Source organism: Xenorhabdus bovienii SS-2004, from assembly GCF_000027225.1.
Taxonomy (GTDB): Bacteria; Pseudomonadota; Gammaproteobacteria; order Enterobacterales; family Enterobacteriaceae; genus Xenorhabdus; species Xenorhabdus bovienii_C.
In genome coordinates this window covers 474,762-487,530 of record NC_013892.1, presented here as the reverse complement: position 1 = coordinate 487,530, position 12,769 = coordinate 474,762, and the positions used below count along the sequence as shown (strand labels likewise).

The following is a 12,769-nucleotide window of genomic DNA, read 5'->3' as shown; positions in this document are numbered from 1 at the left end:
ATGTTCAGATCTTATAGTGTTACAGGGCGTGTCCTGTTTTTACCGTTGTTTCTGCTGATGTTGTTTTCAGGTACGGTTCAGGCGCTTTCCTTAACGGAGGCTTACGCTCTGGCACTGCAACACGATCCGACGTTTCAGGCGGCGATAAAAGCGCAGGAAGCGGGGCAGGAAGAGAAAAACCTTGGGCGGGCGGAATTACTGCCCAAGCTCGCTTTTAACTACCAATATGTTCCCCAGAATTGGCAGAAAATGGAGTCCTCTTCTTCAGCTTCAGGGCAAAGGGGAAATATGATCACGGAAAGTCGCAACCGCCAGTATCACAGTTACAGTGGTTCGCTTGTATTGACTCAGCCGCTGGTGGATTTCGAGGCGTGGGCGCGTTACAAAACCCGTCAGGCCTACGTGCTGATGAGTGATGCCCGTTTTCGGGTAGACACCCAACAACTGGCAGTCAGGGTAGTAAACAGCTATGTGGATGTCGCTTATGCGCAGGACAGGCAGGCGCAGGTTGCCCAGCAGCGCAGGGCTTATGAAGAACAACTGGAACGCAATCAGAAATTGTTTGCTTCCGGTGAAGGCACACGCACTGATGTGGCGGAAACCCAAGCCCATTACAGTCAGGTTGTGGCGGATGAGTTAACTGTCAAAGATGAACTGGATGCGGCAATCCGTGACTTGCAATTGCTGGTTGGTATACCTTTACCAGACGATTTGCCGGTCAATCGCCTGTCACCTGTCCAGAACTTCAAGATCATAAAACTGGCTTTTGCACATTATGCCGATTGGGAGCAGATAGCATTGAGCCAGAATCCGCAGTTGGCGGAGGCTCGCCAGAAAGTGGCCGTTGCGGCTCAGGACATTGAGCGCAATCGGGCAGGTTATCTGCCAAAACTGGAGTTATATGCTTCCCATACCGAAAATAAATCCAGCAGCGATAACATCGTCGATCAAAAATACCGTACCGATTCAATCGGCTTGCGGGTGTCGATGAATCTCTATAATGGGGGAGGAACGTCGGCGGCAGTGCGTCAATCAGCAGCGAATTATAGCAAAGCCAAATATGAGATGGATGCCGAAGCGGGAGAAACCCTGAATGCGCTGCGACGCAATTATAACGCCTGCATGAACGGCGAGAAGCGGATACGTGCCTATGAATCGGCAGTGGAAGCGGCTGAATTACAGGTTAAAGCAACGCAGAAAAGTGTGGCACTGGGGCAGCGGGTTAACGTGGATATCCTGAATGCGGAGCAACAGCTCTACATCGCTCGTCGTGATCTTTCTCAGGCGAAATATCAATATATGAAATCCTGGATTGGATTATTGAGTGAAGCCGGGCAATTGAATGGAGAGCATATTCAATTGGCTTCGGGATATTTTGAGTGATTAAATTTTTCCATTTACTAAACTACCACCGACTAAAGTCGGTGGTAGTTTAGTAATTCAACCCAAATTGCTGTTTGTCATAACCTCCGTATTCCCCGTCATCGCGTATTTGAAGGCGTCGCATAGCGAGGGAAAACAAGTACAGGCGGGTTTTATGGCTTTAAACTTCATTGAGTTATCAATGATTGTGTTGAACTTTTAGCGGTTAAGCCGACCTCAGGAAATAAAGATGATCGTCATCCCGTCAAAGCACTGGTATAAGGGTTAACAGGGTATGGCGATAAAGGGTATTTGTCACAGGCTTAATTGCTTATACATTCCAACCTGAAAAACCGAGCTTGAATTTACGGGATTGTGATATCGCTATTTTTAAACAAGGCTGAGGTTAAATAATAAAAAAGCAAAGCTCATTCAACATTGAAATCACACTTTGCTTTTATATATAATAAATACAGTGACATTCCAGATTTTTATTTAAAAACGATAACCTACACCAAGATTAAACCCGTTAATTTCCTCACGGTTATCATTATATTTTACTGATGCGCCTTCATAACCGGCATAAAGGCTGAGACTTTGTATCGGATTAACTTCTACACCAGCACCATAGGCGAAGTTGGTCGATTTTCTATTCATTTTACTGGCCTCAACTTCGACTGTGTTGCGTAGATGATAAGCCCCTTCAGTTGCATCAGCTTTTGAATGTGCAAAACCAAGCAAACCATATACACTTAGATAGTCATTGATGCGGTAAGCAGGGCCTGCCATTAGTGAATAATATTTCATATCAAGACTATCCTCTCCAGTATAATTCTTGCCATTATGTTTAAAACTAAATTTATAATCTCTATCGCCCTTCATATGAGTAAACGATCCAATAATACTGACTGGAGAATCCCATTCATAACGGTAATGCAAATTTACCCCGCGAATATCTTTAAAATTCTGAACCTTACTTTGCGCATAACCTACAGTGACAGTATGCGAATCCGCATAAGCCAATGAGCCATACATAACGCCAGAGACGGCTAAGGTAGCAAGAAGTGCTTTTTTTATTACCATTATTAATTACCTTCGATGTGATTTACCGATAAAAGTATAGATAAGTTATGGAATACATCGGTAAAAAGTTCTACTAATGTGATTAGTATTGAATTATTGATATTTTGCCTTGATCATTTACTTATCATTGTATTTCACTGAAAAAACTAAAATGAACTTTGACTAAAACTCGATATCTAATTGATCTATTTTAATATTTATTTTTGGCATACACCAATAACCTCTATTATTTTGTCAATCAGCAATAAATTTTGTTGTAATTTAATTAGTTAGCAAAAGGATAAATCAACGTCATGACATTGATGTTTTTCTCTATATGAAATATTTTCATGATGTCTTCTGATTCAGAAAAGCGTCAAACTGCTTTTCCCAGATATTTAATTAAAAGGAGCCATTGCATCAGTGTAGATAAAATCGCCACTACTTTTGATTGGCAGCTTCTAACGTAAATACGAATTCACTTAACGATTTCAATTAATTACAGGAAATGACAATGAAATTAGAAACTCTATCCATTCATGCGGGTTATTCGCCAGATCCTGCCACCAAAGCAGTTGCCGTTCCCATCTACCAGACAACGTCTTACGCCTTCGATGATACCCAGCATGGGGCTGATCTATTTGATTTAAAAGTTGAAGGTAACATTTACTCCCGCATGATGAACCCAACCAATGATGTGTTGGAAAAACGCATTGCGGCCTTGGAAGGTGGCATTGGTGCGCTGTCTGTTGCTTCAGGTATGGCAGCCGTCACCTATGCTATCCAAGCCATTGCCCAAGCGGGAGATAACATCATTTCTGTGGCAAAACTGTATGGTGGAACCTATAACGTGATGGCGCACACTTTCCCAAGCATAGGGATTGAGACCCGTTTCGTTGATCACAACGATATCGCAGCCATCGAAGCATTGATTGATGAGAAAACCAAAGCAGTATATTGCGAATCCATCACAAACCCCGGTGGCCATATCATTGATATCCAAGCAATGGCAGATGTTGCCCATAAATATGGTATCCCGCTGATTGTCGATAATACCGTCGCAACTCCCTACTTATGCCGTCCGTTTGAACATGGTGCAGATATCGTTATCCATTCTCTGACCAAATATATCGGCGGTCATGGCACCACCATTGGCGGTATTATCGTCGATTCAGGCAAATTCCCGTGGGCAGAACATCAAGATCGTTTTGCTATTCTCAGCACACCGGATGCGTCGTATCACGGAATTATTTATACCGAACATTTTGGTGCAGCCGCCTATATCGCCCGCTGCCGTGTTGGGCCACTGCGCAGTACTGGTGCCACACTTTCGGCATTCAGTGCGTTCCTGATCCTGCAAGGGCTTGAAACATTAGCGCTTCGCATGGAACGCCATACTGAAAATACCTTGAAAGTCGCACAATACTTGAATGAGCATCCTCAAGTATCTTGGGTTAAATACGCCGGATTGCCTGAACACCCAGAGCATGAACTGGCGGTACGTTACATGGGGGGGAAACCTTCGTCTGTGCTGTCATTCGGTATCAAAGGAGAAGAAGAAGCTGGCACACGTTTCATTGATGCACTGGAACTGATCGTGCGTCTGGTCAACATCGGCGATGCCAAATCTCTGGCCTGCCATCCGGCATCAACCACACACCGCCAGTTAAACGATGCAGAAATGGTAAAAGCAGGGGTATCACGAGATTTGATTCGTCTTTCCATTGGAATAGAGCACAGCGATGATATTATTGCCGATCTTTCACAGGCGTTAGATGCCGCAAAATAGTCATTAATTTATTATTCAAAGAAATAATAAAACACCGGTATCAACAGATATTGATACCGGTGAAATTATGAAAAATATAAAATCAGATTTTACCGATATTAGATAAAAAGTTAGAATACCGTTCCATATCAATATTTCCACCGCTAAGAATAATCCCGATTCGTTGCCCTTTTAACTCTTCTCGCATTTTTCTTGCAGCAGAGAACCCTAAACACCCTGTAGGTTCAACAACTGTTTTCATTCGTTCTGCTAAAAAGTACATAGCATCAATCAATTCATCATCTGAAGTAACTAGAATATCTTCAACCAGATGACGAATAATAGGAAAAGTGTATTTTCCTAGATGCTGTGTTTGTGCTCCATCCGCAATGGTTTTTGGTGTTGCAATATGAACAATTTCACCTTTTTTAAAAGATTGCTGACCATCATTACCTGCTACAGGCTCTACTCCAAAAATCCGACATTTTGGAGAAAAATGAACAGCAGAAAGTGCAGAACCTGATAATAATCCTCCACCACCAAGAGGAATGAACAAGGCATCTAATTCTCCCACTTCTTCAAACAATTCTTTAGTTGATGTTCCTTGACCAGCAATGATGTGTGGATGATCGTAAGGTGGAATAAACGTTAAACCGTACTGATTCGCTAAATTACGAGTTATTTCCTCACAATCTTCAGTATATCTATCATAAATTACTACTTTACCACCATAACCTTTTGTCGCTGCAATTTTGGCCTTCGGAGCATCCTGTGGCATAACAATAGTAGCAGGAATATTGAGTAAATTAGCAGCCAAAGAAATAGCTTGAGCATGATTTCCAGACGAAAAAGTAACGACTCCCGCTTTTTTCTGTTCATCACTAAATTGATATAGTGCATTCATAGCTCCACGAAATTTGAATGCTCCCATTCTTTGGTAATTTTCACACTTAAAATAGACTTCAGCATTGAAGAGTTGGTTAACAGTCCTTGACGTAAAAACAGGGGTTTTATTGATATATTTTTTTATTCGGGAATGCGCTTCTACCACATCATGATAATCTGGAATGAAATTCATTTTTTAAGCTCCTGAACTGAGAAAAATACTTTATATTTTTAGCATGCTGGACTTATTACTATAATTAATTTTATATTTTTTATAAAGACTCAGTAAAATTTCATCATTTTGTTAATTTACCCTATCTCTGTTATATACCCATTAATAGCTATTTTTAGTGATTTTTCATTATCAATCATTAACACATAAAGCAAAGTAATCCACAGATCAATTATCTCCTATATTTCATGGTAGAGCCCGTAGTAAATATTTATAGTTCAATAATATATTATTTACTATTAGAAATAACTCCCACAAAATCTTATTAAGATCATCTCTATACGGCAAAAAGTCCACAACAAATTTAATTCATAATACTGATTATTAAATTATACTATATTAACAATATAAAATAATTCATCTCTTTATTAACACATAAGAAACATTTGTTCGTTTTACTTATCCATTGTATTTTAATTACGAACAATTAAAGCGGTAACTGTGGCTCAGACACGCTCAACAACACATAGGCAGGCGACAATGCTACATCGTTTCTTTGAAACTGCTAAAAACCAACAACCGGATTGCCTCTCATAACCTGCTTGGTCAACCTTTTATACCGCTCAACACATCCATGAGAGAAAATGTTTTAATGACTCAAATTCAATGCTATCTCAACAATACATACTGTTTCCTCTCCACTGGAGAAGTCATCGCCAATGGTTCTGATGAATGGGGACAGTGGATTGCTCTAAACAACAACATATTTCATCCACAAGGCGGGGGGCAACCCGCTGATATTGGCTGGGTAAATAACATCCCCGTGAAGGTTAGAAAGCAGGCTACAGGGCAGGTAGTCGTGTATCCGGAATCCGCACTTCATGCCCCACCAGGTGCACAATTGAACTCAAAACTATCAGAAGAGGCTCGTATATGTCATGCAGCGCTACACACTGCTGGTCACCTGCTGAACTGGGAAATGCGTCAATATGGCTGGATGGCAATCAAAGGCCACCACTTTCCCGGAGAATCACGCGTTGAGTTCTCTCCTATGGGCTCCAGTGCCATACCCTCCGATCAACTATCTTTACAAAATATCGAAACAACTATCAACACTAGACTGCGTGATGGCGGGCAAGTAACAACTTGGTATGAAGCGGATACCCGGCTGTGTTTAATTGAAGGTACTGAACCCATGCCCTGTGCAGGCACACATGTTGATAATCTGAATAAAATCAATGAATTTACTATTAAGTCGGTCAAGTTCAAAAAGGAAACTCTACGTATCAGCTACGACGCCAGCCATATTATTTTAAGGACTGACAATGTCTCATGATGCATTACCCTTATCCCGTAGGCGTCTCTATCTGCTGGATCTGGGACTACTGGCTGTTGCCCTTTCTTGGGGCGCCAGCTATTCGCTGATGCAATTGATCATTCAAGCCGGAGTGACTATACCGTTATTTTTGATGCTGCGCTTTGCTCTGGCCGTACCTTTTATGTTTTTTGGCACTCGAATACGCCTGCATAACATCAAACCCGGAGAAATTATTAATGGCCTGATATTCGGCTGCCTGCTGTACGCCATCCTGACGTTTGAAACCTTGGGAGTAAAGTACACTACAGCGTCTAATGCTGGGTTCCTTATTGCCTTGTCTGTCGTCATCGTCCCCTTTTTTGAACGTATATTGGGCAAACGTAAGCAAAGTAAGTTTATTTACTTTACCTGTTTTATTTCTTTAGTCGGCGGTGGGATATTAAGTTTTTCCAATACAGACAACTTTGGCTTTAATAACGGTGACTGGTTGATCCTGCTTGCAGCGCTGATTCGCGGTTTCCAAATCTTTATGTTTGGTAAGCAGACATCCGGTAAATCCTACTCATTAGTTAATATCACCCTGATTGAACTGGTGACAGTCTCCGTACTTGGATTAGCCTTTGTTTTAATGACTGATTCAGCATCATTGCTCCTCATTCCAACCATCACATTCAATGTTTGGGGATATATTCTGTTTCTGAGTTTGCTCGCAACTGCTTTTGCTTTTCTGATGCAGCTTTATGCAGCAAACATCACCAGCCCTACTCGGGTTGGCCTGATCTTGTCATTGGAGCCCGGGTTTGCAGCCCTGTTTGCTGTCACAATTATGGGAGAAACTATCGGTATTTTGCAGGGCTTCGGCGGAGCCATTATTGTCTGTGCCGCTCTGCTAGGACGTATCGTGGAAGGAAAACGCTATGAGTAATCAACCTTCTCATATAGATAGTGAGCAGAGATAATTATGTTGACATGATGGGGGCAATCTTTCCCCCATCATTATTAACTTTGAATTGAATAAGACATGACTACTGTTGCACTAACGGCAACATCAATACATATATAGGAATGTATGACATCACCAGAGAATGCATAAAAGTCACCGGGATTTAATATCACACTTTCATCGTTTGAAAGTCGTAACATTAATACACCATCATGAATCATAATGTGTTCATGAGTCCCTACTGTATGAGCGGGACTACTAATAATAACCCCTGGATTCATTTGTAAATGCCATATTTCAGCAACACTCCCCAAGCCGATACGAAACTTCATCACTTGGGAATATGTATCCTTCATTGGAATCTTTTTTTCCAGATAGGGGTAGCGCTCATTATTGCTGCCAAATAAATCTCCCAGCGGAAGACGTAGCGCAATTGCAATAGCATCTAACGTATCAATTCGAGGATTAGAGTTGCCCGACTCCAATTGAGATAGTGCGGCCTTGGATACACCAGACAACTTAGAGTGTATCCCAATAGGAGATATTTGATATTATAGTCAGCCTGTTTTTTTACATTTAGGGGATTTTTTCATGAATAAGAAATCAATAGCCCAATGGTTCATTTCTGATGAACTCTGGCAGAAAATTGAACCCTTACTCCCTCCACATAAAACCCATCACCCTTTGGGCTGCCATCGCCGCCGTGTCGATAATCGGGCCGCTATGAATGCTATCTTTTTTGTGTTACGAACCGGATGCCAGTGGAATGCCCTCAATGCCACAGGGATTTGTTCTTCAAGCAGTGCTCACCGCCGTTTTCAGGAATGGGTGGCGGGAGGCGTCTTTGAGCGACTCTGGCAAAATGGCTTACTCGCCAGTGAAAAAATAGGGGCTATCGACTGGGGCAAATTGGCACTGGATGGCTGTTTGACTAAAGCGCCCCTGGCCGGCTCAAAAAAACAGGCCGCAACCCAACAGACCGGGGAAAACAAGGCGTAAAGCGAAGTTTGCTCACGGATGGACAGGGCTTGCCATTAGCGATTGCCGTTGCGCCCGCTAATATTCATGATATCAGACTTGTTATAGCCACCCTGGACGGTTTACAGACAGGACGCCGGGGTTATGGAACCAAACTCCATCGGGATAAAGCTTATGAGGCGGAATGGCTGGAAAAAGAATTAAAAACCCGTGGATACGTCCCCTGCATACAATCAAGAAAAGAAGAACAAGATGCGCTGGCCGAACAAGAGGATTTTAAAGTGAACCGTTGGGTTGTTGAAAGGACACACAGTTGGCTTAATCGTTTTCGTCGGATTCTGGTCCGTTGGGAAAAACGGGTTGAAAATTATGAAGCCATGCTTCATTTGGCTTGTAGTTTAATTGTCTGGAATATAATCCTATTGGGATAGGCTCTTAGACAGTTCGTTTAAAGAAATATTTCTAGCTAAACGCAATCGTTTTACCTTGTTACCAATATCTATACAATTTTTCTTAACTCTATCTTGTTGTTGAGTATTATTCATAACCAAATCAATTTTTTATTAAGAATAAATAAAGACTAACAGAAATAGATGAAAACATCTTCAAAAATAAATAATTAACACACTCAAAGTTTTTTTATATTTGCTGTTTTTATTATCCCAACACCTGCATTTCTCAATCACCAAAATTATTCTTTTTACATATTAAGAATACAGTTTTTTATTTCAAAAATTATTTTATTAAAAAATGAAACACCAATGACAATAAAACGACAAAATAACCAAAAAAACAGATAAATTATAAACAAATAAACCTATTATTCATATTATGCAAAGGCCGGTAAAAACCAGCCTTTGCATTTTCAATCAGATATCAAGCTTTGAACGTGATCCACGGCCTGACCCTTGCAACGGGCTGAATTAATCCAGCCTGTTCTTGAATCTCAATTACCGGCGTAATTGGCTTATAAGCCTCAGGCGCTTCTTCACGCAGGCGATCACTTTTCAAAGTGATGCACTGCCACGGCAATCGACTATTTTTTTGTAGATCAGGCACTTTATTCCGCATTGCCTGACGGCGTATCGAACGCCCGGCTCCGTGTGAACACGACCACAGCCAGTCTTCATTGCCTTTCCCCAATACAAGGTAAGAATAATCCCCCATTGAGCCGGGAATTAACGCCAATTCCCCAGCTCGTGCAGGTGTGGCACCTTTGCGATGGAGGTTCATACCCTGCTCAGGAAAGATAATATTATGCGAGAGATCCACAATCAGCTTACTTTTATCCTGCCCAAAAATCTGTTTCCAAGCCGCGCGCACCAGTTCCGTCAAAACAATGCGATTCGCCCACGCATAACGCGCCGCACAGCCCATCGCCAGAAAATATTCCTGAGCGTGTTCATCTGTCAGACCAAACAGGCCAGAAGATGGATATTTTGCCGTAACCGGCCATAAAGCTCTCGCTTTATCCACCCAACGCTGACCGATGTAAAAGCCCACATCCCGTGAACCAGTGTGGATCATCATCAATACCTCACCTTCATGCAGACCTGCCGCGTATGCCGCGTGCCTGTCCAGAATAGTATCGACGATTTGCAGTTCAACAAAGTGGTTGCCTGAACCCACTGTACCCAAGCTGGCTGGACGGATAATTTCACGGTGCTCGAAAAAGGCTTCAGGTGCGTATCGGCTATGCGCCTGTACTGCCTGAGTACTCAGTATCGCGTTTAATTCAGTATGCATGCGCTTGAAATCGGCCTGTTGCCAGACCCCCTGTTGGGGCAATTCCTGTAACCATGCCGCCAGCCCTTCGTCAAACAAGGCACTGAATGAGGTTGGAGTGACGGGTACATCACGTTGATCCATCAATAGGGTATTTTTTAGCTGCTGAATCAAGGCTTCTTTTTGGCTATTCGCTTCTGCATAGCTCAAACCCGTTGTCAGCAGGCGCATACCGCAGTTGATGTCTGTCCCAATAGCAGCAGGGATCACCAGATCCTCTGTCGTTGCCACAATACAGCCCACTGGCGCCACCGCTCCCGGATGAAAATCCGGTGTCGCTCTGGTACGACACACTTTCGCGTCGCTACCGGGTACGTGAACGGAAGCAAGGTCAAGTAATTGCTGTACGGCCTTTTCTTCCAACGGCAAGGATTCAGGCAGTAGAACTTCAGCTTCAATCTGCTCTTTATTGAAACGATAGATATTATTTTCGTACTGGGTTTCGATTCCCTGACGGGATAAACGTTTTTGTAAACGAGTAAACGTAGACATGTTGGCTACCTAGAAAAACAAAAAATTGCTTCTTCCGTTTTCATGGGGAAGAAGTGTTGTTTTTCCTGCAGCAGCTCAATTCAGGAAGATTTTAGCGGCGTTACTCTATCCATGAATTCTGAGATTGTAAAGGCCTTTCTGATACCGACAAAAAATCACCGTAACCCCCCCAAATTATGTATTTCGTTTAATAAGGTAAATTACCACCAGAATGACTCTAGCAGACAGATTCACATTTTATTTAATGGTTGAATCGTATGTGTTGATTAAGCAGAAACAGGCTCAGAATTAATGGGTGTTTTTTAATATCTTGAATTAACGAGATTAGATCGCTTAAAATTCAAATAAATTTAATGAATAATGTTAACATTATTTTATTATTAGTGTTAAATACAATTCGGGATTAAAATAGGTAGGGAAAATGAAAAGGTTTTTTTTAGTGTTTGTACTTACGTTATTTTTGTCAGGTTGTGGTGATGCTGACGAAGGTTATTATCTTATCAAAAATATTGACGTCATTTTTGATGAAGACGAAGGGCTTGAGGATTTCAAGGAATTAATTGCAAAGAAAATCAAAGGAGAAAAAGATTATATGTATTTTTTTCTGACTCCTGATGAGGCCAGCTACTTTACCGGTGTTAAACCAGAAAAAACAGCGATCAAGGATAACAGGCTTGAGATTGGCCATGACATGCTTACTCTGAAAAACACGTTTTCAGGTGTCAAACTAGTTGGTGATAAAAAGAGAATCTGTGGTTTTTACAATTGTATAATTACCTTTGAATTAGATAAAGTTAAACAAAATGATAAAAGACTTCTTGATATACAAAATAAATTCAAAGAGTCAGAAATTAAAAAACAAAAATTATATGCTGCACAGAAAGAAAAACTGGCTGAACTTGTTTTTAAGGATTTCTTTGGTCAGTTAACCTATTTAGACGATTTTAGTATTAAACTCGAGCCGATAGAATCAGGCTCTTTAAATGAAATTAATTCTGGTATATATTTTCGTAACATGGGTGGATTACGTATTGATTTGGAGAGTGAAGATAATACAATTTATAATTTCAAAAATCAAAACAGTCAACTTATTGGTGAATTATTTATTATTAAATCCCTCAAAGATAAATTCGATTATTCATCATGGTTAGAGATACAAGATGAAATATTATATCAAGATAAACAGGGCGCTATTTACTACAATATGCACGGTGAACTGGAAGCAGTTTATTATCAATACGATGAAAAATCCCAACATTATTTTATCGGTCTTGCTAACGCACCTAAATTAGAAACCATAAAAAAATCCTATATTATGCTACGTACTATGGATGAGCAGTACCGAGGAGAAATCGCCAATATACAGGATGTTTCTCTATCTCAAACTGACTTTGAAAACAAATACGGAATAAAAATATCCGATAGTTTTGACAGTCAAGAAATCCATAAGGTTCTTATCAAAAAAATGAATGATAAGTTGGCTGAAACTAAAGATTTTTCCAAAGATAAAGATTGGTTCAATTCCATATTGGTAAGGTTTCCATCAGAATCATTTAGCTCCAAAATTTATTTTTATTTTCATCCAAAACCTATGAAAAAAGTTATTTCTGAATTTAAGAATAAATACCCTAGAGGAAAATGGATTGAGAATGTTTTTGTTTACAATATTTCTCCATCTTCCGAAAGCGGCTATAGTTATTTTATTAACCATAATGGTATGGTTTATGAGATATTTGTGGCCACTGATATTCATAGCACCGTCGAACGAATGGCTTTCCTCAGCGTATTACGTCATTTAGATCCTACTAAGCTGCAAGGGTACTCACCTTCAAAGCTGCGACCTTAAGGCAAACTGATAGTATTATCATCTGGTCTTAATACCGGAACAAGATGATGACGCATGGGTATTGATAAAACCTTATTTGCCTCCTGCCCATTCAGAGCGGGCAGGACGTCTACATGTTGAACACCTTGCCCTCTCCCCGTTTTGCGAGCATGATCGCA

The 12,769-nt window shown here is 40.9% G+C and carries 9 protein-coding genes and 2 pseudogenes; 7 read left to right on the top strand and 4 right to left on the bottom strand.

Annotation, left to right across the window (positions count from 1 at the left end):
- Together XBJ1_RS02105 and XBJ1_RS22860 are read left to right on the top strand one after the other, a co-directional pair.
- Complete coding sequence (locus XBJ1_RS02105; protein ID WP_012987092.1) at nt 1–1,383, top strand: TolC family outer membrane protein; 1,383 nt, start codon at nt 1–3, stop codon at nt 1,381–1,383.
- A 48-nt stretch (nt 1,384–1,431) separates the two neighbouring features.
- A pseudogene (locus XBJ1_RS22860) lies at nt 1,432–1,766 on the top strand (transposase); the annotation flags it as partial.
- Nucleotides 1,767–1,857: 91 nt separating this feature from the next.
- Here XBJ1_RS22860 and XBJ1_RS02100 read toward each other — a convergent pair.
- Nucleotides 1,858–2,445: an Ail/Lom family outer membrane beta-barrel protein gene (locus tag XBJ1_RS02100; protein ID WP_012987091.1), complete on the bottom strand. Its 588-nt coding sequence runs from the start codon at nt 2,443–2,445 to the stop codon at nt 1,858–1,860.
- A 493-nt stretch (nt 2,446–2,938) separates the two neighbouring features.
- Between XBJ1_RS02100 and XBJ1_RS02095 the strand changes: the two genes are divergently transcribed.
- Entirely contained in the window at nt 2,939–4,213 is a 1,275-nt protein-coding gene (locus XBJ1_RS02095; RefSeq protein ID WP_012987090.1) for a bifunctional O-acetylhomoserine aminocarboxypropyltransferase/cysteine synthase, read from the top strand.
- Between the two features lie 82 nt (nt 4,214–4,295).
- Here XBJ1_RS02095 and XBJ1_RS02090 read toward each other — a convergent pair whose 3' ends face one another.
- Nucleotides 4,296–5,270 carry a threo-3-hydroxy-L-aspartate ammonia-lyase gene (locus tag XBJ1_RS02090; protein WP_012987089.1) on the bottom strand — a complete coding sequence of 325 codons (975 nt, stop codon included), beginning with the start codon at nt 5,268–5,270 and terminating at the stop codon, nt 4,296–4,298.
- A 535-nt stretch (nt 5,271–5,805) separates the two neighbouring features.
- On the opposite strand from XBJ1_RS02090, the gene XBJ1_RS02085 reads away from it, so the two are divergent.
- Together XBJ1_RS02085 and XBJ1_RS02080 are read left to right on the top strand one after the other, a co-directional pair.
- Complete coding sequence (locus tag XBJ1_RS02085; RefSeq protein WP_230578682.1) at nt 5,806–6,585, top strand: hypothetical protein; 780 nt, start codon at nt 5,806–5,808, stop codon at nt 6,583–6,585.
- Nucleotides 6,575–7,492: a DMT family transporter gene (locus tag XBJ1_RS02080; RefSeq protein WP_012987087.1), complete on the top strand. Its 918-nt coding sequence runs from the start codon at nt 6,575–6,577 to the stop codon at nt 7,490–7,492. The genes XBJ1_RS02085 and XBJ1_RS02080 overlap by 11 nt, the downstream gene beginning before the upstream one ends.
- A 74-nt stretch (nt 7,493–7,566) precedes the next feature.
- Here the strand turns inward: XBJ1_RS02080 and XBJ1_RS02075 are convergent.
- Nucleotides 7,567–8,034 (bottom strand): annotated as a pseudogene (locus XBJ1_RS02075) (helix-turn-helix domain-containing protein); the annotation flags it as partial.
- A 67-nt stretch (nt 8,035–8,101) separates the two neighbouring features.
- Here XBJ1_RS02075 and XBJ1_RS20465 point away from each other — a divergent pair.
- Nucleotides 8,102–8,919, top strand: a protein-coding gene (locus tag XBJ1_RS20465) for an IS5-like element ISXbo1 family transposase (protein ID WP_143827618.1) whose coding sequence is annotated in 2 segments (ribosomal slippage) — nt 8,102–8,462 and nt 8,462–8,919 — 819 coding nt in all. Because the reading frame shifts where the segments join, the coding sequence is not laid out codon by codon here.
- 445 nt (nt 8,920–9,364) lie between these two features.
- On the opposite strand, the gene XBJ1_RS02060 is transcribed toward XBJ1_RS20465, so the two are convergent.
- Nucleotides 9,365–10,765: an RtcB family protein gene (locus tag XBJ1_RS02060; protein WP_012987083.1), complete on the bottom strand. Its 1,401-nt coding sequence runs from the start codon at nt 10,763–10,765 to the stop codon at nt 9,365–9,367.
- A 421-nt stretch (nt 10,766–11,186) separates the two neighbouring features.
- On the opposite strand from XBJ1_RS02060, the gene XBJ1_RS02055 reads away from it, so the two are divergent.
- A complete protein-coding gene (locus XBJ1_RS02055) occupies nt 11,187–12,611 on the top strand; it encodes a membrane lipoprotein lipid attachment site-containing protein (RefSeq protein WP_012987082.1) in 1,425 nt (474 codons plus the stop codon).
- Nucleotides 12,612–12,769: the final 158 nt, after the last annotated feature.

Coding starts and splice junctions, on each gene's coding strand:
- XBJ1_RS02060 (WP_012987083.1), bottom strand. CDS start 10,765: ATGTCTACGTTTACTCGTTTACAAAAACGTTTATCCCGTCAGGGAATC.
- XBJ1_RS02100 (WP_012987091.1), bottom strand. CDS start 2,445: ATGGTAATAAAAAAAGCACTTCTTGCTACCTTAGCCGTCTCTGGCGTT.
- XBJ1_RS02095 (WP_012987090.1), top strand. CDS start 2,939: ATGAAATTAGAAACTCTATCCATTCATGCGGGTTATTCGCCAGATCCT.
- XBJ1_RS02055 (WP_012987082.1), top strand. CDS start 11,187: ATGAAAAGGTTTTTTTTAGTGTTTGTACTTACGTTATTTTTGTCAGGT.
- XBJ1_RS02105 (WP_012987092.1), top strand. CDS start 1: ATGTTCAGATCTTATAGTGTTACAGGGCGTGTCCTGTTTTTACCGTTG.
- XBJ1_RS02080 (WP_012987087.1), top strand. CDS start 6,575: ATGTCTCATGATGCATTACCCTTATCCCGTAGGCGTCTCTATCTGCTG.
- XBJ1_RS02090 (WP_012987089.1), bottom strand. CDS start 5,270: ATGAATTTCATTCCAGATTATCATGATGTGGTAGAAGCGCATTCCCGA.